This is a genomic window from Cobetia sp. SIMBA_158 (assembly GCF_046566945.1).
GTDB lineage: Bacteria > Pseudomonadota > Gammaproteobacteria > Pseudomonadales > Halomonadaceae > Cobetia > Cobetia amphilecti.
Genome location: NZ_JAWJYL010000014.1, coordinates 18,535 through 42,897 on the forward strand (window position 1 = coordinate 18,535; position 24,363 = coordinate 42,897).

Sequence of the window (24,363 nt, forward strand, 5' to 3'; positions counted from 1 at the left end):
AAACCTCCCGGGTTACCAGCGACGACGTTTGATGCGAGCCAGCTCGCCCTTCAGCTGAGCCACGGCCTGGGCGCCGCTCTGCTCGCCGCTCAGCACACTGTGGGTCGCATTGAAGAAGGCGTTGCTGACCTGGCCGTAGTTGTCACCGGTGACGGCAGACGGACGTGCCACGGCATTGGTGAAGGTGTCGTAGAGCGTGCCGAAGAAGGGCACGGCGGTGAGCACCTCTTCATCCTGATACAGCGCCGTGAGGGTCGGGTTGTAGGCGGCCTGGATGGCCCGGCGTTTCTGCTCGGACTCACCGGTGAGGAAAGCCACCAGCTGTGAGGCGAGCTCGGGGTTCTCGCTGTACTTCGAGACCGCCAGGTTCCAGCCGCCCAGCGCCGCTGCGCTTTCTCCCTCGGCGCCGTGAGGCAGCTTGACCACCCCGACCTTGCCAGCCACCTTGCTGTTATCGCTCTGGGTCAGCGACCAGGCGTAGGGCCAGTTGCGCATGAAGACGGCGTTGCCGGACTGGAAGATGCCGCGGGCTTCTTCCTCGGAATAATTGAGCGCCCCCTGCGGGGTGATCTCGCCGATCCAGCTGGCGGCCAGGTCGAGAGCGGAGGCCGTATTGGGGTTGTCGACGGTGATCTCGCCATCGACATCGACAATGGCGCCGCCGTCGTTGCTGGCGACCCATTCCAGCGCATTGCAGGTCAGGCCCTCATAGGTACGTCCCTGGAAGACGTAACCCCACATCTTCTCCCTGCCGGCCTCGCGTTCCTTGGCCTGGATCTGCGTGGCAGTCTCTGTCAGCTCCTGCCATGTCTCGGGAGGTGCGAACCCGTACTTCTCCAGCAGGTCCTTGCGGTAGTAGAGCACCCCGGCATCCGTGAACCAGGGCATGGCCACCAGGCGGCCATCGACCGTGTTGTTGTCGATGATGGTCTTGAAGTGGCCCTGCGCTGCCTCTTCGCCGAGCGTCTGGTGCAGATCAAGCAGGTGATTGCCGAGCAGGCCCGGCCAGACCACATCGATCTGCAAGACGTCGATGTCACCGGACTGGGCCGACAGAATCTGCTGATAGAGCGAGAGGCGTTCCGTCGAGGAATTGGGCGTGGAGACGATATCGACCTCATGGCCGGTCTTGTCTTCCCAGGCAGCGACGCCCTGTTCACAGAGTTCCAGTTCGGCTCCGACCGCACCGCAGGAGATGGTCAGGTCCGCGCCCATGGCAGGGGCGGTGGTGGCCGCTCCCAGCAGGGCGAAGCTTGAGGCGATTAGCGTCTTGCGTTGCATGGTGGATCCTCGTCACTTGTTGTTGTTTGACCCGCATCGGACGTCTGGGTGGGGGAGAGTCACAACGTCGTCCGATGGTGGCTTCTTAATCGATTAAGGCGTGATCACAGTCAAGCGATTGGCGTCGATATCCGCAACCTGAACTTTGGTCTTGCTGTCACCGATATGTCGCCAGAAATGGGAGTTTTACGCGGTGATCGCTCCCCTTTGGTCGAATTTCGACATAAGTCGTGTGTCTGGAGCGCCGGATTGCCACTAGGGTCTTAAACGATTAAGTGAGTGTGGCCACCCCTCCAACGCCAATGATTCGGGCGCCACTTCGCTGATCATCGCCAAGCGAGTGATTCGTCAACAACAACAAAGGCTCTCTTCAACATGACAACTCCCCCTCAGCACCCGCTCAAGACCCCACTTGTCATGGCCGTTGCCATAGCGGTCATGAGCACCAATGGACTCGCCAATGCCGACGGGACAGGCGATATCGAGGCGCGGCTCGCAGAGCTGGAACAGCGTATCGATGACGCCGAACAACGGGCCAGAGCGGCTGAGCGTCGCGCCGCCGAGGCAGAGCGCGCGATGGCCGTTCAGCGCCAGTCGAATGAGGCTGATCAACCCGCGCGCGTGACCGCGCAGACCGAGGACCTCGAAGAGCGTCTGGCGGCCGTCGAGCGCCAGGCCAGTGGCGAAGAAGGTTTCTCCTTCAATGCCTATGCCCGCTCTGGGCTATTGATCGGCGAAGGAGGAAAGAGCATCGAAGGCGGCCCCTATCTCACGCCGGCGGGCTCGGTGGGCGGGGCGGTCGGGCGGCTGGGGAACGAGCCCGACACCTACGTCGAGTCGGTATTCAACTACAAGACCCGCTACGACAACGGGACGAAGGCGCTTTACCGCACCATGATTGCCGACGGAGTAGAGACCAGTAACGACTGGACCTCGGACGAGTCCAGTCTGAACGTACGACAGGTCTTCGTGGAGTTGAGCGATCTGCCGAGCTTTACCGGCGCCTTCGAGAATTCCTCCATCTGGGCGGGCAAGCGCTTCGATCGGGACAACTTCGATATCCACTGGCTAGACAGCGATTTCATCTTCCTCGCCGGGACCGGCGCAGGTATCTACGACGTTCAGCTTGCCGATGACTGGAAAGCCAACTTCTCGGTCTACGGGCGCAGTTACAGTGAATACCCGACAGAGGACTCCGATACTGGCGGTAATACCGACAACCTGACGTTCACCATGAACAACTATGTCGGCCACTGGCAGTGGATGGTCAGTGCCCTATCGGCGGCAGACAATGAAGAGCGCGCCATGGACACGGGGGCCGAAGCGGCCGATTCCGGCTTCCACACCATGCTGGCCTACCATGGCGACAGCTTCTTTGGCCTCGCCGATGGCAGCTTCAAGGCCGCCGTGCTGCATGGCCGCGGGCTCGGCGCGGAGACCAAGGTCATCGGGGCTGACGGGAACCTGACGGATGACGCCACCTCTACTCGCTTGGGGCTTTACGGCACGACCTATCTCGCACCCAAGTGGCGCTTCGCACCAGCCGTTCTGGCAGAGGTGAGCAAAGATCGCTACGACGACGGAGATGAGTATTCCTGGGCGACCTTCAATGCGCGTCTGGCCAATGAGCTGACGACGAATTTCGAGATGCAGTACGAGCTGAGCTATCAATGGATGGACCTGGACCCCGGCTCGACAGGCAATGCCGTGGAAGGCGGGTATCGCAAGTTCACTATTGCACCGACCTTCAAGCCTGAAGTCGGTGGCTTCTGGAAGCGTCCGGAAATTCGCCTGTTCGCGTCCTGGAGTGACTGGGATGAGGAGCTCAATGATTACTCCGAAGACGATGCCCTCGGGAGTGCAGGCTTCACGGGAGGCGAATGGGCCTTCGGTGTCCAGAGCGAGGTATGGTTCTAGGAGCAGGATGCCAAGCTGATCATCGCCTGCCAGTGTTTCGATCTTGCCCGCGGCTAGCCGCGGGTTTTTTGTAACGCCATCGTTGGATGGTTGAGACGCTGACCGCAAACTGACGAGCGAGATCTTGTTCGTAATGCTGGGAGGATCTGCTTAGGAAGTCGGCATGAATTTTCAGTATCGTTGTCTCTTGATTATGCAGCTTGATACCCATGATGCCTTTTCTGTATGAATTGCTTGTTGGGTATACGAGAGGCCAATAAAGGATAGGTTCATTGTAAGAATCGATCATCCGGCACCTTATAGTGAGTTGTTGATGGGGTATGCTGAATATTTCCTCCTTATATATTTAATGGCAGTTTTTATATTGATTTTTGAAGGCAGGGGAATGGCAGTATGTCACGGAAAGATGAAGGGAACTTTCTGTCGATGATGTTGTATTGAGTCGGCTGGCTCGCGCTATATTTTATGTAAAGTCAGTGGTCGCGCCACCAATGAGGTGAAGCGGTAGGGCTGTTGTTGAGCCCTAATATCTGTGCTAGCTTATATTCGTGGCCTGCCATGAGGCTCAATCACAGCATGTGACTGGTCATTGGTTGATTTTTATTTGTCGCATTATCTGTTTGATTTAGGAGACTGCCATGAATAGTGATATCGCCGAAGGTAAGTGGAAGCAACTCAAAGGTAAGGTCCGCGAAGGTTGGGGAGAGCTTACAGATGAAGATGTCGACGAAATTGCGGGTCGCAAGGAGCACTTTGTCGGAAAGGTTCAAGAGCGTTATGGCATGAACAAAGAAGACGCTGAAAAGGAATGGAATAAACTGTCCGATTCGTAAAGCTTTTTAATATATATTCCATGTTACCGATGCTTGCGCTTTGCAGGCATCGGTTTTTTGTGTCTGAGCTCCAGCAACAAGAGCAGCACGCATGGTATACAGGGGTTTAGAACATTCTCTCGAGAATACTTGGGATGGCTATTCGATAGCCGAGGCGCTGTCGAGAATGGTCATTCCGTTTCTCGACGCACCTTGCGTAGCTCAGTATTACTGACATTCTTGGAGACTGCCCCTTGGAGAAGTACTGGCGTGTCAAGCCATTGATATTCTCCGTGGTCCCTCGCCAGGTGGGGCTATAGAGGGCATGGCAATACATTTACTGTCAAAGCCCTTTGCGACATCTTCGTGATTGGCGACCTCCGAGTCGTATCCAGGGTCATCGTCTGGGGGTACCGCGACGAGGCTCCAGCAACCGATGCATCGGCTGTTGCGTCAGTTCTACTGGGGTCCTGAGTCGTCGTGCTGCCAGAGATAGTCGCCAGGGTCGTGTTATCGAAAGGCGGCTATTGACTCCCTGGTGGCACTCGTCAAAGCCAACGTGATATGGCTGTATTCTTCATCATGCGCCTGCTGCATGCTTGCGTGATCCGCGGTATGGTCGGCCAATGATTATCCAATGTGGGGTGGAATGCCTTGATGAGATGTTGAGCATTGAGCCCCGTTAGGGAGTGAGCATGAAGAAGTCCGAGGACATATCCTCATCCAAGCGTGTCACCATCACTGAAGTTGCCAAGGAGGCCAACGTCTCGATTGCGGCGGTCTCTCGGGCAATGAATCCTGAAGGCAGCAGCTCCCCCGAGATGCGTAGCCGGATCCTGGCGGTAGCCGAGCGAATGGGGTACAAGCCGAATCGTCTGGCACGAGGCATCAAGTCGCAATCCAGCCTGATCGGGATTCTCGTGACCAATTTCGAGAACCCTGTCTACCTGGCGATTCTCAGCGAATTTTCTGCTGCGATTCAGCGGCATAACTGCCACACCTTGTTGATCAACGTGAATACCGAGAAAAGCATCTCGGAGGCTGTCTCGTTGGTGATGGAATATCATGTCGATGCCTTGATCGTCACTTCTGCATCGGTGCCGCCGGAGTTGGTCGAGGCCTGTGCGAAGCAGAATACGCCTGTGGCCATATTCGGGCGTGATGGAGAAGATTCCGGCGCCTGTGTGGTGACCTGTGACGATGTCGAGATGGGGCGCATGGCAGCAGATCATCTCATTGATCTCGGTTATCGTCGGCTGGCCTATGTGGGGGCGTCGACCAAGGAGCAGGCCACGCTGGATAGAAAGCGTGGCTTCATCGAGCGGCTGGAGCAGCGCGGGCTGACCTTGCATGGCGTGGGGGAAGGGCATCGCCACAGCTACGATGCGGGTTATGAAGCTACCTGTGAGTTGTTCGCAGAGGCGGAGGTCATTCCTGATAGCATCTTCTACTTTGACGATATCATGGCATGTGGCGGCATGGACGCCATACGTCATGAGTTCTCGCACCGCATACCACAGGATATCGGTATCGTCGGGGTGGATGACATTCGCTTTGCCTCAAGCAAATCCTATGATCTGACGACGATCTGCCAGCCATTCACGGAAATGGTCAACAAGACGGTGTCGTTGTTGTTCGCGCGCATCAAGCAAGGTGGCATGGCGCCCAGTCGGGTCATCATGCCGTGTCAGATCACGCAACGCGGTTCGACTCGTCACGTCAACTGACACGCGCACTGCAGAACGCTTGATAGTTTTCTCGTGAAATCTTCTCTGGTGGCGGAGCAGCACTCTCTTGGTAGTCCGCCTGGAATACTGGCGATTCGTTGGCACATCGGTGGATTTTCGTTCTTTCTCGTCCCTTGGTCTAAATGGCTTTGAAAACATTTTCAAAGCCGGTTTGGCTGCGCTAGGCTGCTTGATATGCAGCGTACCAAAGCCAAGGAAAAGCCCCTGTGGTACGCGATAGAACAATAACGCCATCCACGCCTGAAGCCGAGACGCCCAATGACTCAGCAGACACCGCCCTCATTCGATCACCGTTTAAGCTCACAGCAGACAGCGGAACACCAGTCGAGCACTTTGGCCCCCAAAGTGCTGCGCATGGGGATGATCGGGGGAGGCGTTCAGTCTTTCATCGGTCAGGTCCATCGTGCGGCGGCGCAGATGGATGGACGGTATCGTGTCGTCGCCGGTGCGCTGTCATCGAATCCCGAGCGTGCTCGCCAGCAGGCGGAGCAACTCAACATCGCACGTGGTTATGGCGATGGTGAATCACTGCTACGCGAGGAAGCTGCCCGCGAAGATGGTGCTGAGGTGATCGCCATTCTCACGCCCAACGATAGTCACTTCGTCCTGGCCAAGCTGGCTCTGGAGCTGGGCTTTCATGTCGTCTGTGAAAAGCCGCTGGTCAATGATCCGGCTCAGGCTCGCGAGCTTGAAGCGATTGCCGAGCGGGCAGGGCTGCGCTTCTGCATGGCCTATGGCTATACCGGTTATCCCATGGTGCGTCAGGCACGCGCCATGATCGAGAATGGCGAGCTCGGTGAAATCCGTCAGCTGCAGTGTGACTACGTTCAGGGGCACCTGGCCTGCCTGACGGATGCGGAAAAGGCAGGCCACGACTGGCATATGGACCCCGCCATCGCGGGGGAGTCGATGATTCTCAATGATATCGCGACCCACGCCTTTCATATGCTCGAGTATGTTTCCGGGCTTGAGACCGGTGAATTGAGTGCCGATGTCACGGCCAGCGTGGCCGGACGCGAAGCGCACGATAATGCCAACGTAATGTTGCGCTATGGCAATGGTGCCCGCGGCCTGATGTGGATTACCCAGGCGGCTGCCGGCGCCGAGCATGGCCTGAGCTTCCGGATCTTCGGCAGTCTCGGGGGGCTCGAATGGCATCAGGAAACCCCCAATCAGCTCCTGTTCCGCCGTCTTGATGGCGCTCCTGTGCTGCTCTCCAAAGGGGCAGCGGGACTTCATGAAGCCTCCACGCGCATCTCTCGTGTGGCCTTTGGACACCCCGAAGGTTATCGCGAAGCCTTTTCTTCCCTGTATAGCGACCTCCATGAGGACATCACTGCCTGCCAGCAGGGGACTGAGCCGCACCCATTGGCCTGCTGGTATCCCGACCTGCGCAGTGGTGTGCGTGGTGTCGAGTTCGCCGCCACCGCGCTCGACTCCAGTCGACGAAATGGCGATTGGGTGTCTCTCCCATCACGGCGGACAGTCAATTGACGCGCTGATTCGGCTGTTCCATTGAGATAGCCAACGCCACTTCATTCAGGAATTACGCAATGACGGGCCGCCCTCGAGGCAGCCGGTGCGGATTCTGCTATGCCATTGTTCGGTCAATTACGTTGTAAGGAGTACGGGATGAACAGGAAAGGGGTCGACGATCTGCGCAGTAATCGCTGGTTCAAGCAGGATGATCTGCGCTCTTTCGGGCATCGCTCTCGCGTCAAGCAGATGGGTTACTGGGGAGAGGAGTTCGTCGGCAAGCCGGTGATCGCCATCATCAATACCTGGAACGACCTCAATACCTGCCATTCTCACTTTCCTGAGCGGGTCAAGGATATCAAGCGTGGTATCACGGCAGCGGGGGGCTTTGCTGTCGAACTGCCTGCCATGTCATTGGGTGAGCAATTGATGAAACCCAGCGCCATGATGTATCGCAACATGCTGGCCATGGAAGTCGAGGAATTGCTGCGCAGCTACCCCGTGGATGGCGCCGTGGTCATGGGCGGGTGTGACAAGACCACGCCGGGCGTGCTCATGGGCGCGATCTCCATGAATCTGCCGACCATCTATGTCCCCGCTGGTGCCATGCTGCGCGGCAATTACCGTGGGCAGGTGTTGGGGAGTGGTACGGATGTCTGGAAGTACTGGGATGAGCGACGTATCGGCAACGTCAGTCAGAGTGACTGGAACGAGATCGAGAATGGGATTGCCCGCTCTCCGGGCACCTGCATGACCATGGGCACGGCGGCAACGCTGATGTCGATCGGTGAATCTCTGGGCATGAGCCTGCCAGGGGCCTCAAGCATCCCCGCGGTGGACGCCAATCACAACCGTATGTGCTACGCCAGCGGCAAGCGAGCGGTGGAAATGGTCTGGGAAGATCTCAAGCCGACCGATGTCATGAGCGAGGCCTCCTTTGATAACGCGATTGCCGTCGACATGGCGATCGGTGGCTCGACCAACGCCATCATCCACATCGTGGCCATGGCACGTCGTCTCGGAATCACGCTGCCGATGGAGCGCTTCAACGAGATATCGCGTCGCGTGCCGCTGGTGCTGAACCTCAAGCCTTCCGGCGAATATCTGATGGAAGACTTCTTCTATGCCGGAGGGCTGCCGGCACTGATGACGAACATCGGCAGTGAGCTGAAGCTCTCTGCCATGACCGTGACCGGCCGCACCCTGGGCGACAACATCGAGGGCGCCAAGGTCTGGCGCCCGGAAGTCATTCTCCCGCTGGACACGCCGGTCAATGCCTCGGGCGGGACTGCCGTACTGACCGGCAGCCTGGCGCCGAAGGGGGCCATCATCAAGCCGACCGCGGCGGACCCTCGTCTGCATGTCCATCAAGGGCCTGCCTATGTGTTCGAGAATATCGCCGACCTCAAGGCGCGTATCGATGATGAAGACCTCCCGGTCACGGCTGACAGCATCATCGTGCTCAAGAATGGCGGACCGGTGGGCGGCCCCGGCATGCCGGAGTGGGGCATGATGCCGATTCCGGCCAAGCTGCTGAAACAGGGCGTGCGCGACATGCTGCGTATCTCCGACTCGCGCATGAGTGGCACCAGCTACGGGAGCTGCATTCTGCATGTGGCGCCGGAAGCCGCCGTCGGCGGGCCGTTGGCCATCGTCAAGACCGGCGACATCATCGCCGTGGATGTCCCCAATCGGCGGCTGGACCTGATGGTCGATGAGGAGGAGATCCAACGTCGACTGGCAGATTGGCAGCCGCCCAAGGACCGGCACCCTCATGGCTATGCCTCTCTCTACAAATCGCATGTCACCCAGGCAGATGAAGGCTGTGACTTCGACTTTGCCAATGGTGCCCCTGGCAGTACCCCTGAGCCCGATATCTATTGAGCGCCGCTGCCTGAGGCAGGGAGATAAGGTCGTGAGTACCGGGGCAGAGAGATAGAAGGTGTAAGCCCGCAGGGGTATCCACGCATGTGCCATAGCCATCGTCGACGGGAGTCCAGGAAATGGCGGAAATCGAACTGTTGATAGAGAGCCGGGCGGAATTGGGTGAATCCCCGGTCTGGGATGCCAGTCGCAACAGCCTGTTATGGGCGGACCTTTATGCCCCGGCGATCGAGCGCTACTGCCTGAGTGATGGCAAGCGAGAGCGTCGCGTGCTGCCAGAGACCTTGGGTGCCTTCGGGCGCTGTGCCGATGGGCGTTTGATCGTTGCCATGCGTTCGGGCATCCATCTGCTCGATTTCGAGTCGGGTGCACTGGAGTTCCTGGCTTGCCCACCCGGTGAGCCGTTGGCTGGCACGCGCTTCAATGACGGCAAGGTCGCACCGAATGGGCAGTTCGTGGTCGGCACCATGGATGAAGCGAGCCGCTCCCGGCCGTTGGGGCATTTCTACTCGGTCACGCCTGCGGGCGAGACACATTGTCTGCAGTCAGGCCTCATTGTCGCCAATGGACTGGCCTGGAGCGCTGATGGTCGGCGCATGCATTTTGCGGATACGCGGCGCGACACGATCCATGTCGCGGACTACTGCCCGGAAAATGGTGTCATGGGAACGCCGCGAGTGTTTGCCGAGACCCAGCCTGCACTGCACGGTCGCCCCGACGGTGGGGCGATGGATATGGCGGGAGGCTACTGGAGTGCAGGTGTCTTTGGCGGAGTCCTCAATTATTGGGATGCCCAGGGACGTCTGGCGCGCCAGGTCCGCCTGCCATGCCCCGGCCCGACCATGCCGTGCTTTGGCGGGGCCGATATGACAACGCTGTTCGTGACCACCTTGCGCAAGGGCATGAGCCCTGAGGCACTGGCCGCAGCCCCCTTGTCTGGCAGTGTCTTCGCGCTGGAGGTCGAGGTGCCGGGTGTCCCCATCGCCACCTTTGCCTCTCGCTCTCCAGCATCACCCGACGTGCTGAATGGAGAACGCTCACCCTCCCTGGACACGACCCGTGAACCTCACGCGTGACTGACCTTGTGACTGCTCTTGTGCCCCGTCCCTTGTGACCTCCACCGTTGATGAATTCCAGAGGGAGACCCCATGCGCCTCAATCGCCTCAAGCAACGCATTGCCCAAAAAGAGGGCGTCGTGAATGGCTGGCTCTCCATGCCGTGTGCCTTCTCGGCAGAGATCATGGCCCATCAGGGCTGGGACAGCCTGACCATCGACATGCAGCACGGGGTGATCGATTACAGCGATCTGCTGCCGATGCTGACGGCCATCTCCACCACTGACACCGTCCCGCTTGTCCGGGTGCCAAGTCTGGAGCCGGGGTTGATCATGAAGGTGCTGGATGCGGGGGCCTATGGCGTGATCGCGCCTTTGATCAATACGGCCGATGACGCCAGGGCACTGGTGGCCGCCTGTCGTTATCCCCCGCTGGGGATGCGCAGCTTCGGCCCTCATCGCGCCATGCTGTATGGCGGAGCTGATTATGCGAAGCATGCCAATGACGAGATGCTGGTGCTGGGCATGATCGAGACCCGCGAAGGCGTGGCGAACCTGGAAGAGATTCTGGCCGTCGAGGGGCTGGATGGCATCTATATCGGCCCTGCGGATCTGGCGTTGTCACACGGGCACACACCTGGGTTCGATCACGGTGATGGCCCCATGGATATCTTGATCGACGAGATTGTCGCACGGGCTCGGCAGCACGGCAGCGTCATCGGCATTCACAACGGCAGTGCCGCGCATGCGCGACGGATGTTGGCGCGTGGCTGTGATCTGGTCACGGTCGGAGCCGATACACGTCTGTTGATGGCAGGGGCACAGGCAGTACTGAAGGACATGGAGCGCAGCGCGAATCATTGTGAAGGCTATTGAATGCACCTGGCCGTGGCAGTCGTTCGCCTGAGCCAGCGATACGCTATCAGAGGAGAGGCAAAATGAATCAGTTCGCACGTTATCCCAGCCTGGAAGGCCGGCATGTCTTCATCAGTGGCGGCGCCAGCGGCATCGGCGCGACCTTGGTAGAGCATTTCTGTGAGCAGCAGGCGCGAGTGAGTTTCATCGATATCGATGATGCCTCAGGCGAGGCCCTGGCGGCGCGTCTGACCGATCAGGGAGGAGAGGTGCATTACCGACATTGCGATGTGACTGACATCCAGCAGCTGCGCACGGTCATCGAGGCTGCAGCAGATGAGTGGGGGCCGATAGGGGCCCTGGTCAACAATGCCGCGCGTGATACCCGGGTACCGCTCACGGAGCTGGATGTCGAGACATGGGATGACCTTCAGGCCACCAATCTTCGCCATGTGGTGTTTGCCTGTCAGGCAGTCTTTGCCGGGATGCAGGCGGCGGGCGGCGGGTCGATCATCAATTTCAGCTCGCCCAGCTTCCTGCGTCGCTCGCGGGACATCTCGGCCTATTCGAGCGCGAAGGCGGCCACCATCGGTCTGACGCGCACCTTGTCGCGTGACATGGGAGATGCGGGGATTCGCGTCAATACCGTGCTGCCGGGGTGGATCATTACGGAGCGTCAGAAGGCGCTGTGGTGGAATCCCGAGCTGGAGAAGCAGGTATTGGAAAATCAGAGCCTGCACCAGCGGGTACAGCCCGAGGATGTGGCTCGGATGGTGTTGTTCCTGGCAGCGGATGACAGTCGCATGATGACGGCCCAGACCTATATCGTGGATGGTGGCCTCGTCTAGCCATGCTGAAGTGGTCATGGCGTTTTCGCAGAGCGTTTTGGGAGGCTGCGTTTTGCATGCATCACTCCCCATGAAGCGCTTTTCGTGCCAGCGCCACTGGCAACGAGATGGCGGCTTTCGCCGGAGTGGTATCGAGTGCTCCTTGGGATGATCAATAGGATAAGGGTGATCGAAGCGACAGCTTTATAGGCTGCTTCAATCATGCCAAGACATCCTTATTGAACTTTGATCCAAGGGAAGCACTTTTTTTGAAAATGAAGGTGAAAACGTTTTCAAGCGCTGCTAGTGTCTTTTCAAGCGGCGAAGAATTCAGCGCTGACCATCATTTTCCTACGTCATCATCACTGAGCTTCAGGTGCGGATTTTTCGACCTGAATGCACACAATAAAACAACGCCATATGCTCGTCGGGAGAGAGGAATGAAAACGATAAAATTGACCGTCTCCGAAGCCATCGCCAGATACCTGGCGGCGCAGAAGATTGAACTCGATGGCAGTGTCGAGACCTTGTTCGGTTGCGGGTTCGCCATCTTTGGCCACGGTAACGTGACCTGTCTGGGGCAGCAGCTGCACAACATCCAGGACACGATCCCGATCTGGCGCGGCCAGAATGAGCAGTCCATGGCGGTTGCCGCCGTTGCCTACGCCAAGGCCAACAAGCGCCAGCGCATCGGGATCGCCAGCACCTCCATCGGGCCGGGTGCCACCAACATGATCACGGCTGCGGGTATTGCGCACACCAACCGCCTTCCGTTGCTGATGTTCGCCGGCGATGCCCATGTCTCACGCCTGCCAGACCCGGTGCTGCAGCAGGTCGAGCATGCCCATCAACCAAGCCTGAGCGTCAATGATGCCTTCAAGCCCGTCACTCGCTATTGGGATCGCATCACTCATCCCGCACAGATCATGCAGTCCTTGCCGACAGCGATCGCGACGCTGACGGATCCCGCCAATTGCGGGCCGGTCATGATTTCATTGCCACAGGATATCCAGGGCGTTGCCTATGACTATCCAGAGGCACTCTTCGAAGAATGCATCCATCATATTCGTCGTCCGGAAGCCGATACGCGTGCTGTACAGGATGCCATTTCCCTGCTGGAAAAGGCGGAGAAGCCGCTGATTATCGCTGGCGGTGGCGTTCATTATTCCGAAGCCAATCAGTTGCTGGCCGACTTTGCACAACGTCGTAATATTCCGGTGGTCGAGACGATTGCGGGCCGTTCTTCGCTGCTGCAATCCCACCCCTGCAATATCGGCCCGATTGGTGTGACTGGCTCGAATTCCGCCAATGCCATGGCAGCACAATGTGATGTGCTGGTGGCCATTGGCACACGCCTGCAGGACTTCACCACCGGATCCTGGTCGGTGTTTCGTAATCCAGCGCTGAAGATCGTGTCAGTCAACGTGGCGCATATGGATGCCATCAAGCATCGCGCCATGGCGGTCATCGGCGATGCTCGCCACACGCTGGAGCGTCTTGATTCCGGGTTGGGTGAATGGCAAGCCGATCAGCGCTGGCTGGAAAAGGGCCAGGCTGAGGTCGCCGAGTGGAAATCCCTGTGCGCCAACCGTGGCGAGATCACGCCCGGCGAGATGGCGTCCTACGCCCAGGTCATTGCCAGCGTCAATGCGGTGCAGGAACCCGGCGATACCGTGCTGACTGCCGCCGGTGGCTTGCCGGCAGAGCTCAACATGAACTGGCAGAGCAAGCAGCTCGGCAAGTTCGATATCGAGTTCGGCTTCTCCTGTATGGGATATGAAGTGGCGGGCGGCTGGGGCGCCAAGATCGCCAATCCCGACAACGAGGTCGTGGTCCTGGTCGGCGATGGCTCCTACATGATGATGAATTCCGACATCTACAGCTCGGTGCTGACGGGCCACAAGATGATCGTGCTGGTGTGTGACAACGCCGGGTTTGCGGTCATCAACAAGCTGCAGAACAACAGTGGCAATCCGTCCTTCAACAACATGCTGGCCGATTGTCGCAGCCAGGCCGATGAGCTGGTACGCGTCGACTTCCTCAAGCATGCCCAGTCGCAAGGTGCCTATGGTGAGCACCTGAGTGACATCAGTGATTTCCGGGCCGCCTACCAGCGCGCCAAGGAGAGCCCGCGGACCTACGTCATCGTGGTGGATATCGATTCCAGCAAGTGGTCTTCCTGTGACTGCTGGTGGGATGTGGGGCTACCCGAAGTCGTCCGCGAGGACGTGGATGAAGCGCAGGTCACCGCCATGAATGCCGGCCGTGTCCATCAGCGTCGCGGGCTCTGATTCTGCGTGAGGCCTAGCGCACACCGCACACCGCAACGGGCCTCATGAACACGCTTGGAATGACAACGCCAATTACCAGCACCCATGCATTTGCAGGAGAACCCTGATGTTCAATGAAGAACACAATATCGCACCGCTGCGCTGGGCCATGGTCGGTGGTGGCCGTGGCAGTGAAATCGGCCACGCCCATCGTGCTGCTGCCCATCGTGACAACTTGTTCCAGCTGGTCGCCGGTGCCTTCGATCTCGACGCTGAACGCGGGCGTGAATTCGGCACCAACCTGGGACTCGATCCAGAGCGTTGCTACCCGGATTACGCCAGCCTGTTCGAGGCCGAAGCTGCTCGCGAGGACGGCATTCAGGCGGTCAGCATCGCCACGCCCAACAGCACCCACCATGCCATCAGCCTGGCAGCGCTCAAGGCCGGTCTGCATGTGATCTGCGAAAAGCCGGTGACCTTCACGGTTGCCGAGGCCGAGGAGCTCAAGGCCGAAGCACAGGCGCGCGGTCTGGTCTTCGGTGTCATGTATGGCTATAGCGGCTATCAGATGCTGCACCAGGCACGTGCCATGGTGCAGTCGGGTGAGCTGGGGCAGATCCGCATGGTCAACATGCAATTCGCTCATGGCTTCCATAGCCAGCCGGTGGAGCAGGTCAGCAGCGGCGCCAAGTGGCGTACCAGTCCTGCCGTTTCCGGGCCGACTTATGTGCTGGGGGATCTCGGGACGCACATCTTCTATGCCGGCCAGTTCATCACCGGACTCAAGGTCGAACGCCTGATGTGCCACCGCCAGAGTTTCGTGGCCTCGCGTGCGCCGCTGGAAGACAACGCCCAGGTGTTGCTCCAGTACCAGAACGGCGCGGTGGGGTCGCTGTGGGCCAGCGCCGTGAACGCGGGTTCCATGCACCAACAGAAGATTCGCGTGGTGGGAGAGAAGGCCAGTATCGAGTGGTGGGATGAGTATCCCAACCAGTTGCGCCTGGAAGTGCAGGGCGAGCCGGCCCGCATTCTCGAGCGTGGCATGGGCTATCTCGCCGAAGGCGACAGCGCCGTGAATAGCAATCGCATCGGCGGCGGGCATGCCGAAGGCTTCTTCGAATCCTGGGCCAATGTCTATCACCGCTATGCACTCGCCATGCAGGGCGCCGAAGCGCGCCGTGATGGCAGAAGTACTCAGCATCTCGGTCTGTCAGAGCAGGAGTTGGAGTCGCTCTGGTTCCCCAATATCGACGCCGGTATCGAAGGTGTGCGGTTGCTGGAGTGCTGTGTGGAATCGTCTGACAACGAGAATCGCTGGGTCGCGTTCTGACCTGACTGCCGGCATCTGGAGCGCCTCACTCTGACGCTATCACCGCCATGGATTGGTGGTTTCTGTGAGGTCGCTTCGCCATTGCGCCACTGACGATGGTTATTTCAAAAGACAACGACAACACCAAAGAGAAGGACATCCTCATGCAAATCAAGCTTTCCAACGCACCGTGTTCCTGGGGTATCGAGTTTGCCGACAATCCCGCCAACCCCAGCTGGCAGACCGTACTGGATGAGATCGCCGGTGCCGGCTTCAAGGCGACGGAGCTGGGTCCGCTCAACTATCTGCCGACCGAGCAGGCAGCACTGGCGTCCGCGTTGGACAGCCGAGGGCTCGAGCTGATCGCCGGTACCATCTTCAAGCATCTACATGACGCGTCACGTCGTCAGGAAATCCTGGATTACACCCGCGCGACCTGTGAAGTGCTCAAGCCGCAGCAGGGCAACTATATGGTCATCATCGATCACGTCAGCTCGCCGCGCACCGATGAGGCTGGCCAGCAGGAAACCGCGACACGTCTCAATGATGAGCAATGGAACGAGATGATGGTCACTATCCGCCAAGTGGCTGAAATCTGTCAGGAATATGACGTGATGCCGGTGCTTCACCCGCATGCCGGCACCTATATCGAGTATCGTGATGAAGTCGATCGCGCCATGAAAGAGCTGGACTCTGACCTGGTCAAGCTGTGCATCGATACCGGCCATTGCACCTATGCCGGGATCGACCCCGCCGAGCTGATTCGCACCTATGGCAAGCGCGTCGCCTATATCCACTTCAAGGATATTCAGGCGCCGGTGCTGGAAAACGTGGTGAAGGATGGCATCGACTTCTATACCGCCATCGGCCAGGGCGTGTTCTGCCCGCTGGGCCAGGGCTGTGTCGACTTTGATGCGGTTCGCGAGAGTCTGGAATCCATCGGCTATCAAGGCTGGATCACCGTCGAGCAGGACGTGGACCCGACCAAGGACAACAGCGCGCTGGAAAATGCCCGCGAAAGCCGTGAATTCATTGAACGCAGCATTCTTGAAAAGGGCCTGGCGGAAGCCTGATCCGCATGAAGCCCTGTCGTCATCGCGCCAGAAGACGGCAGGGCACGGAAGATACCGCAATGACTTGTCTCGATAGCGTGGTGCGTCAGATGCCACGAGCACTCGAGCCACACCTGCCTCAGCAGTTCTCGTAATACTATAACAATCGATCACGAGAGGTCGTCATGCCCACTTCACACCCCGGTAGCGACACCGCTACCCCCTCAGCATCCACCGATTCCTCCTCACCCGACAATCAAGAAAAGCTGACGCCAGCGCAGCTTGTCTTCCTGATCAAGATCATTCTAGTGGCCGCCCTGGGTGGCCTGCTGTTCGGTTATGACACCGGCGTCATCTCCGGGGCCATCGGGCCCATCGCGCAGTATTTTGATCTGTCCGCCGCCGAGAAGGGCTGGGCAGTCTCATCTGTGGTCATCGGCTGTATTGGTGGCGCACTCATCGCCGGACGGCTGTCCATTGCCTATGGGCGCAAGGCCGTCTTCATGCTGTCAGCGTTGATGTTCACGGCGTCAGCACTGGGATCCGGCCTGGCGAGCACCTTTGATGCCTACATCTGGTGGCGCATTCTCGGCGGGATTGCCGTCGGCATGGCCAGTGTCATGGCACCGATGTATATCTCAGAGATGTCACCCGGGTATATGCGTGGGCGCACCGTCAGTCTGTTCCAGCAATCCGTGGTCTTTGGCCAGATGGTGGTGTTCTTCGTGAACTACTTCATTGCCAAGGGCATGGCGGAAACCTGGATCCTGAATCACGGCTGGCGCTGGATGCTGGGGTCTGAAGCGATCATTTCCATTCTGTTTGCGGTGCTGATTCCTTTCGTGCCGGAATCTCCACGTTGGTTGGTGCTGAAAGGGCGCCTGGACGATGCCCGCCGAGTCTTGGCGCGCTTCTATCATGGCGACGCCATTGAACGCACGCTGGGCGAGATCCAGAAATCCTTCCAGCACAATGAGAGCAAGCGTCACGCGTCGCTGCGTACCAAGGGGATGCTGGGGCTGGTGGCCATCGGGATCTTCATCGCAGCTGCCCAGCAACTGACCGGCATCAATGTGGTGATGTACTACGCCCCGGATGTGTTGTCCGCCGTCACTTCCAGCAATGAAGATGCCCTGTTCCAGACCTCCATCATGGGGGTGACCTTCGTCGCCGGTAACCTGCTGGGCATGCTCTTGATCGACAAGGTCGGCCGTCGTCCGCTGTTGATTGCGGGGAGCCTGGGCAGCATTGTTGGCATGACCTTCCTGGGTGTCGTGATCGGCAATGGCGAACCGGGCATCAGTGCCTTGATCGCCCTGATCGTCTATGTCGTCTCGTTTGCCATCTCCTGGGGGTGTGTCTGCTGGACACTGGTCTCCGAGATATTCCCCAATGCCATTCGCGCACGAGCCATGTCACTGGCCGTGGCGGCGCAGTGGCTGCTGGGCTTCATCGTCACTCAGACCTTCCCGATGATGCGCCAGAGCGACTTCCTCAATGAACTCGTCGGTGGTGGATTCAGCTTCTGGCTCTACGCTGTCCTGACCTTCATCAGCTTGATGATCGTGCTGCGCTACGTGCCGGAAACCAAGGGCAAGACATTGGAGGAGCTCGAGAACATCACAGGCACTCGCTTGAGCAAGCGTCGCCGTCGTCTTGCTCGTCAGGGCTTGCCACTGACCGCGGAGTAAACCAGGAGCGCTCTGGACTGTTCATCAAGCCGTCGTTATCTACTCCCGCTGGCAATCTTCACGTGCTGGCGGGAGCATGTCTTGCACCGGGCACTATCGTTCTGCCCCGATACCGATGGCATGATCAAAGGACACCAAGTCACATCCAGAGGACACATGGATGAAGCATAACGTCGCGCGGTATGGCCTGATATTGAATACAGAACGGTTCGAGGAGTGTGTCGCTTTCTACCAGGGTCTTTTCGAACTGCCGCTGATGTTCAGAAAGGAAGATGGCAGTTTCAGGCTGACCTGCCTGTCATATGGGGCGGGCTATCTGATGATCGAGCAGGGTGGAAAAGCCATTGAAGGCGGCAAGACCCCAGAACAAGGTAGCGCCAAGCTACGCTTCAATGTCAGGGATATCGATCAGGCATTGGCAGATGTCAAAGCCTGGGGAATCGACGCCGAAATTGAAGAGACACCATGGGGCAGGACCATACATCTGCATGATCCCGATGGTAACCGGGTGGGGATTCGGGATGAGGCGACATTTCTGACGCCCTGACGTTCTGCTTCCACGCCGTGAGACGCTCATCATGGAGGCTCCCCATCAGTAGATGAGCAGTCTGGCTTGTTGCCAATGGTCGTTGCCAGTTGAACAGGTTCTTGCTCCCCCCTCGACTCAAAATTATCACCCTCAACGCCATGAAAGGATTCTGGATATGAAGATTGCTCTACTGGGTGCAGGTCGTATCGGCCGTGTGCATGCCCGCGCCATTACCGAGCATCCGACAGCGCAGCTTGCCTGCATCAGTGATGCCTACGCGCCGGCCGCCGAAGCCTTGGCCAATGAATACTCGGTGCCGGTACTGTCCGCCGAGGAGGTCTTTGCCTCTGATGCGATTGAGGCAGTATTGATCGCGTCTTCGACACCGACTCACTCCGACTTTCTGGAGCGTGCCGTGCGTGCTGGCAAGGCAGTTCTCTGCGAGAAGCCGATCGACCTGGACCTCGCGCGCACCCGTGAGTGTCTTGCCGTGCTGGCAGAGCACCCAGTGACCTGCGCTCTCGGCTTCAATCGTCGTCATGACCCGCAATTCGCGGCGCTCAAGCAGGCGGTAACTGACGGGCGTGTTGGTGAGCTGGAAATGATCGCCATCACCAGTCGTGACCCTGAGCCACCGCCCGCTGAGTATATCGCGGCTTCCGGGGGCATCTTCCGCGACATGAGCATTCATGATCTCGACATGGCTGCTTGGTTGCTGGGAGAGCCGATCAGCGAGATATCGGTCACGGGGAGCTGCCTGATTGATCCGGCCATCGGGGAAGCGGGGGATCTGGACAGTGTTCTGATCAGCCTCAAGAGTGTCTCGGGCAAGCTTGCGAGCATCAGCAACTCGCGCCGTGCCTGTTACGGCTATGATCAGCGCATCGAGGTCTTCGGCAGCAAGGGCATGCTGGAAGCCCGTAACGAGACGGATACGCGACTGCGCTTCACGGGCGAGCAGGGAGTGATGGATGAACGACCCAAATGGTTCTTCCTCGAGCGCTATGCTCAGGCATTCGGGCGTGAGGTCGCCGATTTCGTCTCGGCCTGGCAAGACAAGCGAGCACCTCTGGCCGGGGCTCAGGACGGCCTGGCGGCACTTGAGCTGGCGGAAGCCGCGCTCATTTCCTGGCGCGAGGGACGCCGCGTGCTGCTCAGCGAGATTCGGTGAGCTTTTGGCACCTTGATGACCGATCAGGTGAGGCCGTACCCACAGCATGCAAAAGCCCGCCTCTGGACATTCCAGAGGCGGGCTTTTGCGTTCATGGCGTCACATCACGCCAGAGGGCTTTATACCAGCTCGCGCTTTTCTTTCCGTGCGATGCGGCGATCACGTGCGACCGCGCGGCAGATGACGATCAATACCGCCAGGGTGAGCACTGGCCATACCAGTACGTAGGTGGCAAATAGCAATGTCATGTGTGTTGTCTCCCTGTTCTGTCTCGGACGTTATCCAGAATCATGCGCCGGTGGAGGCAGCAGGCTGCGTCTGGATCGGTGTTGTCGTATCACGACCACCTGAGTCGAGTGCTTCGTCATAGTTGCCGACACGTGCGGTGATGGTGTCGAAGTCGAAGCGTTCCTGTCGGCTGGCGAGGCTCATGACCACACACACCAGAGTGCTGGTGCCGTAAGCGGTCAGCGATGCCAGCAGGACGGTGTAGTCGCGCAGGAAGTCAGTCGCGAAGATCAGCATGGCGATCATGGCCGCGATTCCCGCAAGGATCCCAAGAATGCGCCCCAGGAAGCCGAATACCATCAGGCCGATGATCACGCCGCCGCCGATGCTGGCGAGCAGCTCGAAGAACAGACCGCTCATGCCCGTCAGCGGCACCAGTTCAAAGCGTGCCAGGCAGAACATCACCATCGCGACGATGACCGACGTGGTGAAGGCGGTGTTGGTCACCCGATTCCAGAAGCAGCTGGCGATGACCGGGAAGACGATCGCGCCCCATAGAGCCCCGACGAAGACCAGCATTACCAGGATATCCAGTGAGAAGCTGGCGAAGACGATGCCCAGTACCGTGGCGATGATCATGGTCAAGCGGCCGATGAAGAGCATGCGCTTCGGGTCTGGCTTGCCGCGGGCGATATTCTTGCCATACACATCGGCCATGATGATGGCGGACAGCGCGGAAAGGTCGGAATCCGCGGTGGAGGACAGCGAGCCGATCACCAGAATGAAGAACAGCGCGATGAAGAACGGCGGCAGATACTCGGACACCATCTGCGGGATGAGGTTGTTCATGTCGCCGTTGAGCGGCTCCACCCCGAGTGTCAGTGCCATCAGGCCAATCATGCCCAGGCCGATAACGATGGCGCCATAGCCCAGCGTCGCGGTGAGGAAGGTCGGCTTGATGTGGTCTTCGTTGACGGCGAACAGGCGCTGGGAAATGGTCTGGTTACCGATCGCATAGGCCAGTACCGCGACGAAGAAGGGCGCACCCTGATTCAGGATGGCATCCGTCGAAAAGAAGTTGGCCTGCTCTGGCGTCAGGTTATCCAGGCCTGCGACCAGCTCTGTCGGGCCACCCATCGCAAAGAATACTGCCGGAATGATCACGATGGCGATCGCCATCAGGGCAACCAGTTGCGCGAAGTCGGTCAGCACCGAGGCGCGGAAGCCTGACCACAGGGTATAGAACAGCACCCCCACGCCCGCCATGATCACGCCCGCCTGGAAGGACAGCGGCGAGAGCACGGAGACGAGCGCCCCGGCGGCGGTGAAGTTGACCATCAGGCTGATCACGCTACCCAGCAGGTTGGAGAGCGCCAGAATCAGCTGACTGGAGGAGCCGTGGCGCGCATGGATCAGCTCGCCCAGTGTATGCGCATTGGGCGCCAGCTTGCGGAAGCGGCGACCGAAGGGGTAGATGAACAGAATCATCAGTGCACCCCACAGGCCATAGTGGATCGGCCCTGAGACACCATAGGTATAGCCGGAGGTGGCGGCAGCATAGAAGGAGGCCGCCCAGATCCAGGTAGCCGTCATGCTCGCCGCGCCCATGCCGAAGCCAACGCGATGGTTGGAGACCATGAAGGCATCGGCATCTTCATTTTTCTTGCGGATCCCCAGCGTCATCAGATAGGTGCCGCCATAGAAGGCAAGCAGCAGCAGTACGACAGTCAGGGTAGAGAATTGATATAGCGATTCGTTGTTCAAGAACTGGCCCTCGGTAGGGAAACAGGGCGCTACGCAACGCAGTTGCCCGAGGGCAAACGGTTGTCGATAGCGACGAGTAAGGAGGGGAAGGTTCTTAGCCGTGGACGTAGTTCTGCGTCATTTGCTCAAGCAAATGGCATCCAGCGCAGCACGTGGGCCGCGTCATCAATAATCGGCAATCTCGGTCAATGAAGACGGAGTTGGTGGCACTTCCCGGTCAGGCGGGAACTTGGGGGAGGGCGGCGTGGCATGCATCTGCCTTCATCGGAATAATGATATCGCATACGCGTCCTTGTTATCGGTCAAGCCTTGCAAGGGCGCTGATGCGAGTTGTTGGTCAGCCCCAAGCTTGGCAAAACGGTGTTTTTATTTTCTCTCGTTATCAAATTCGTTGGCAACGATAAATTATGCGCATGTCAATGTCCACACCCTGGCGGGCAAAGCTTGTCTCTCGTTTGCGTCAACGATGGTTGAACGAGCGGGTGCGACGATGTTCAGTTGCGTGACACGTGCCAGAGCAGGATGGAAGACATGACGTATTATATAAATAATATTACTTGGCATGACTCGTCTTTATTTGCTGAGCTTTCTGAATGGAGCCAGAAAGTGGAATAAATCGTTGTCATTACGTCATGCGTATTACTTGTCCAATGCTTGAGGAAAAGACTCCCTCAATGGCTCAGGCAACGACTGACTCGGCGTGGAAGGGGACGTTGACGCATGGGAGAGCGAGTCTTCAAAGCGGCCTACCCACAGTAAAACGCCCTGTCCGAAGACAGGGCGTAGTGGGCATGCTCAGCGCAGGGTTTGGCTTACCGAGAGCTTTCTGCCGTCTTGCGAGTGCTTTCCCAGCGCAGGTGCGCTTCGGGAGAATAGCTACGTGACGGCGTGTGCTCGAGACCGATCTTGGCGGTACCGATCGACACCAGACGCAGCAGGGACGCCGTGGCGGCAATCACGATGAACAGCGCCGGCACACCGCCGAGGTTGGAGAGCATCTTGATGCCATCAATGCCCACGAAGGCCGTCATGATCCAGGCGACGGCGCCGATGGTGCAGCCCCAGATGATCTTCATGAGCAGGCGATCATGGGTGTTTTCATCACTGTCACCGGCCATGGCGGCCTGGCTGTCGGTGCTGCACAGCTGGCTGATCGCTTCGGTGTTGGAGTCGGCCGCCGTCACGAAGGACAGGAAGGCGATGATCAGGAAGACGGCGCTGACCAGGGTGCTCATCGGCAGTTCGTCAAACAGGGCATAGATGACGGAGCCTGCACCAGACTCATTCAGCAGTTGGTAAAGCGCACCACCACTTTGCATGTCGAACTGGATAGTGGAGCTTGCGAAGACGCTCACGTAGGTAATCGAGAACAGTGCCGGCGCGACCAGGTTGATCAGCATGAACTGTCGCACGGTATAGCCACGGGAAATCTTGCCCAGGAACAGGGCGGAAATCGGTGCCCATGCCATCCAGTTGGCCCAGTAGAAGATACTCCAGCTTTTCGGCCACGGATCGTCATCGAAGGCCCCGGTGAACAGGCTATTTTGCATGAAATTGTTGAAATACTCACCCGCGGCTTCGGTGCCATAGCCAAGAATGGTCTGGGTCGGGCCGCACAGAAAGACGAAGGCCATGAAGACGAAGAAGGCCTTGGCGTTGATGGCGGACAGACGCGCAATGCCTTTTTGCAGACCACTGGCCGCGGAGGCGGTAAAGCAGGCCACGATGGCGAGAGTCACCAGTGCCAGCATCAGCGGGCCAGTGCCGGTCCCCAGGAAGCGGTCCAGGCCGCCGGCCAGTGTCATGGCGCCGGTACCCAATGACGATGCCATGCCGCAGACCAGTGCGAACAACGCCAGTGCATCCAGCGCGCGGCCCTTGCGACCGATCAGGCGATCACCCAACAGCGGCACGAAGAGCGTGCCGAGCGAGAACGGCTTGCCAAGGTTGTAATGCATCAGAGCGAACAGCAATGCCGGGACGGTATAGATCGCATAGGGCGTGAATGACCAATGCAGGAACATCGTCGAGAGCGCAAAGCGCGCCGCCTCGGGAGAATTCGCCGTCAGATCCAGCGAACCGGGGGGAGTATGCAGGTGATAGAGCGGTTCTGCGGTCGACCAGAACATGATGCCGACGGCCAGCGTGGTACATAGCGTGATGGAAAACCAGCGCCAGGGTGTCAGGATACGAGAAGCACTTTCCCCCCCGATCCGGGTCCGGCCCAGTGGTGACAGGTAAGTGATCAAGCATGTCACCACCATCGCCAATGCCGTAATCGAGAACAGCCAACCGAACTTGTTGAGTACCCAGTCATTCAAGGCCGTCGTGGTGGCGAGAAAGCCTTCAAGATTGATGAGGCTTGCTGCCACCGCGACCATCAACAGGATGAACGGTGGCCAGAAGACCAGGGGGCGGATGGAAGAGCCAAACATACGCATTCCTATAATTTCTTGTGAGGGTGCGGATCCTAACTCATAAAATTCTGTTTTGT

At 58.7% G+C, this 24,363-nt stretch carries 18 protein-coding genes; 14 read left to right on the forward strand and 4 right to left on the reverse strand.

Features of this window, described 5'->3' with window-relative positions:
- Positions 1-12: 12 nt before the first annotated feature.
- Positions 13-1,281 carry an ABC transporter substrate-binding protein gene (locus tag R2R70_RS16455; protein WP_410978524.1) on the reverse strand — a complete coding sequence of 423 codons (1,269 nt, stop codon included), beginning with the start codon at positions 1,279-1,281 and terminating at the stop codon, positions 13-15.
- A gap of 375 nt (positions 1,282-1,656) precedes the next feature.
- Here R2R70_RS16455 and R2R70_RS16460 point away from each other — a divergent pair, with 375 nt between their 5' ends.
- The 14 genes from R2R70_RS16460 (at position 1,657) to iolG (ending at position 19,877) form a co-directional block, all read left to right on the forward strand.
- Positions 1,657-3,198, forward strand: a complete 1,542-nt coding sequence (locus R2R70_RS16460; protein WP_410978525.1) for a carbohydrate porin — start codon at positions 1,657-1,659, stop codon at positions 3,196-3,198.
- Positions 3,199-3,836: 638 nt separating this feature from the next.
- A complete protein-coding gene (locus R2R70_RS16465; protein ID WP_043334054.1) occupies positions 3,837-4,031 on the forward strand; it encodes a CsbD family protein in 195 nt (64 codons plus the stop codon).
- Between the two features lie 674 nt (positions 4,032-4,705).
- Entirely contained in the window at positions 4,706-5,737 is a 1,032-nt protein-coding gene (locus R2R70_RS16470) for a LacI family DNA-binding transcriptional regulator (RefSeq protein WP_054555839.1), read from the forward strand.
- Between the two features lie 375 nt (positions 5,738-6,112).
- Positions 6,113-7,252 carry a Gfo/Idh/MocA family protein gene (locus tag R2R70_RS16475; RefSeq protein WP_410978526.1) on the forward strand — a complete coding sequence of 380 codons (1,140 nt, stop codon included), beginning with the start codon at positions 6,113-6,115 and terminating at the stop codon, positions 7,250-7,252.
- A gap of 138 nt (positions 7,253-7,390) precedes the next feature.
- The gene (gene araD, locus R2R70_RS16480; RefSeq protein WP_107335098.1) at positions 7,391-9,118 is read left to right on the forward strand and encodes an L-arabinonate dehydratase; all 1,728 of its coding nucleotides are present in this window, start codon (positions 7,391-7,393) and stop codon (positions 9,116-9,118) included.
- Positions 9,119-9,237: 119 nt separating this feature from the next.
- A complete protein-coding gene (locus tag R2R70_RS16485) occupies positions 9,238-10,194 on the forward strand; it encodes an SMP-30/gluconolactonase/LRE family protein (protein ID WP_410978527.1) in 957 nt (318 codons plus the stop codon).
- Between the two features lie 72 nt (positions 10,195-10,266).
- Positions 10,267-11,049, forward strand: coding sequence for an HpcH/HpaI aldolase family protein (locus R2R70_RS16490; protein WP_107335096.1), 783 nt, complete (start codon positions 10,267-10,269; stop codon positions 11,047-11,049).
- A 62-nt stretch (positions 11,050-11,111) separates the two neighbouring features.
- Complete coding sequence (locus R2R70_RS16495; RefSeq protein ID WP_192837993.1) at positions 11,112-11,876, forward strand: SDR family NAD(P)-dependent oxidoreductase; 765 nt, start codon at positions 11,112-11,114, stop codon at positions 11,874-11,876.
- 419 nt (positions 11,877-12,295) lie between these two features.
- Entirely contained in the window at positions 12,296-14,146 is a 1,851-nt protein-coding gene (iolD, locus tag R2R70_RS16500) for a 3D-(3,5/4)-trihydroxycyclohexane-1,2-dione acylhydrolase (decyclizing) (RefSeq protein ID WP_410978528.1), read from the forward strand.
- Between the two features lie 106 nt (positions 14,147-14,252).
- Positions 14,253-15,455, forward strand: coding sequence for a Gfo/Idh/MocA family protein (locus R2R70_RS16505; RefSeq protein ID WP_054555846.1), 1,203 nt, complete (start codon positions 14,253-14,255; stop codon positions 15,453-15,455).
- A 143-nt stretch (positions 15,456-15,598) separates the two neighbouring features.
- The gene (locus tag R2R70_RS16510; protein WP_107335093.1) at positions 15,599-16,507 is read left to right on the forward strand and encodes a TIM barrel protein; all 909 of its coding nucleotides are present in this window, start codon (positions 15,599-15,601) and stop codon (positions 16,505-16,507) included.
- A 164-nt stretch (positions 16,508-16,671) separates the two neighbouring features.
- Positions 16,672-18,177, forward strand: a complete 1,506-nt coding sequence (locus tag R2R70_RS16515) for a sugar porter family MFS transporter (RefSeq protein ID WP_082388443.1) — start codon at positions 16,672-16,674, stop codon at positions 18,175-18,177.
- Positions 18,178-18,337: 160 nt separating this feature from the next.
- The gene (locus R2R70_RS16520; protein WP_404326530.1) at positions 18,338-18,724 is read left to right on the forward strand and encodes a VOC family protein; all 387 of its coding nucleotides are present in this window, start codon (positions 18,338-18,340) and stop codon (positions 18,722-18,724) included.
- A gap of 157 nt (positions 18,725-18,881) precedes the next feature.
- Positions 18,882-19,877: an inositol 2-dehydrogenase gene (gene iolG, locus R2R70_RS16525; RefSeq protein ID WP_410978529.1), complete on the forward strand. Its 996-nt coding sequence runs from the start codon at positions 18,882-18,884 to the stop codon at positions 19,875-19,877.
- Between the two features lie 119 nt (positions 19,878-19,996).
- On the opposite strand, the gene R2R70_RS16530 is transcribed toward iolG, so the two are convergent.
- The 3 genes from R2R70_RS16530 to R2R70_RS16540 all read right to left on the reverse strand — a co-directional run bounded on the left by R2R70_RS16530 (position 19,997) and on the right by R2R70_RS16540 (position 24,304).
- Positions 19,997-20,125 carry a putative transporter small subunit gene (locus R2R70_RS16530; protein WP_213115279.1) on the reverse strand — a complete coding sequence of 43 codons (129 nt, stop codon included), beginning with the start codon at positions 20,123-20,125 and terminating at the stop codon, positions 19,997-19,999.
- A gap of 40 nt (positions 20,126-20,165) precedes the next feature.
- Entirely contained in the window at positions 20,166-21,869 is a 1,704-nt protein-coding gene (locus R2R70_RS16535; protein WP_213115278.1) for a sodium:solute symporter family protein, read from the reverse strand.
- 812 nt (positions 21,870-22,681) lie between these two features.
- On the reverse strand, positions 22,682-24,304 hold the full coding sequence (locus tag R2R70_RS16540; protein ID WP_410978530.1) for a BCCT family transporter: 1,623 nt from the start codon (positions 24,302-24,304) through the stop codon (positions 22,682-22,684).
- Positions 24,305-24,363 lie beyond the last annotated feature (59 nt).

Excerpts from the sequence above, each read along its gene's own strand:
- R2R70_RS16455 (WP_410978524.1), bottom strand. The coding sequence starts at position 1,281 with ATGCAACGCAAGACGCTAATCGCCTCAAGCTTCGCCCTGCTGGGAGCG.
- R2R70_RS16460 (WP_410978525.1), top strand. The coding sequence starts at position 1,657 with ATGACAACTCCCCCTCAGCACCCGCTCAAGACCCCACTTGTCATGGCC.
- R2R70_RS16465 (WP_043334054.1), top strand. The coding sequence starts at position 3,837 with ATGAATAGTGATATCGCCGAAGGTAAGTGGAAGCAACTCAAAGGTAAG.
- R2R70_RS16470 (WP_054555839.1), top strand. The coding sequence starts at position 4,706 with ATGAAGAAGTCCGAGGACATATCCTCATCCAAGCGTGTCACCATCACT.
- R2R70_RS16475 (WP_410978526.1), top strand. The coding sequence starts at position 6,113 with ATGGGGATGATCGGGGGAGGCGTTCAGTCTTTCATCGGTCAGGTCCAT.
- araD (WP_107335098.1), top strand. The coding sequence starts at position 7,391 with ATGAACAGGAAAGGGGTCGACGATCTGCGCAGTAATCGCTGGTTCAAG.
- R2R70_RS16485 (WP_410978527.1), top strand. The coding sequence starts at position 9,238 with ATGGCGGAAATCGAACTGTTGATAGAGAGCCGGGCGGAATTGGGTGAA.
- R2R70_RS16490 (WP_107335096.1), top strand. The coding sequence starts at position 10,267 with ATGCGCCTCAATCGCCTCAAGCAACGCATTGCCCAAAAAGAGGGCGTC.
- R2R70_RS16495 (WP_192837993.1), top strand. The coding sequence starts at position 11,112 with ATGAATCAGTTCGCACGTTATCCCAGCCTGGAAGGCCGGCATGTCTTC.
- iolD (WP_410978528.1), top strand. The coding sequence starts at position 12,296 with ATGAAAACGATAAAATTGACCGTCTCCGAAGCCATCGCCAGATACCTG.
- R2R70_RS16505 (WP_054555846.1), top strand. The coding sequence starts at position 14,253 with ATGTTCAATGAAGAACACAATATCGCACCGCTGCGCTGGGCCATGGTC.
- R2R70_RS16510 (WP_107335093.1), top strand. The coding sequence starts at position 15,599 with ATGCAAATCAAGCTTTCCAACGCACCGTGTTCCTGGGGTATCGAGTTT.
- R2R70_RS16515 (WP_082388443.1), top strand. The coding sequence starts at position 16,672 with ATGCCCACTTCACACCCCGGTAGCGACACCGCTACCCCCTCAGCATCC.
- R2R70_RS16520 (WP_404326530.1), top strand. The coding sequence starts at position 18,338 with ATGAAGCATAACGTCGCGCGGTATGGCCTGATATTGAATACAGAACGG.
- iolG (WP_410978529.1), top strand. The coding sequence starts at position 18,882 with ATGAAGATTGCTCTACTGGGTGCAGGTCGTATCGGCCGTGTGCATGCC.
- R2R70_RS16530 (WP_213115279.1), bottom strand. The coding sequence starts at position 20,125 with ATGACATTGCTATTTGCCACCTACGTACTGGTATGGCCAGTGCTCACC.
- R2R70_RS16540 (WP_410978530.1), bottom strand. The coding sequence starts at position 24,304 with ATGTTTGGCTCTTCCATCCGCCCCCTGGTCTTCTGGCCACCGTTCATC.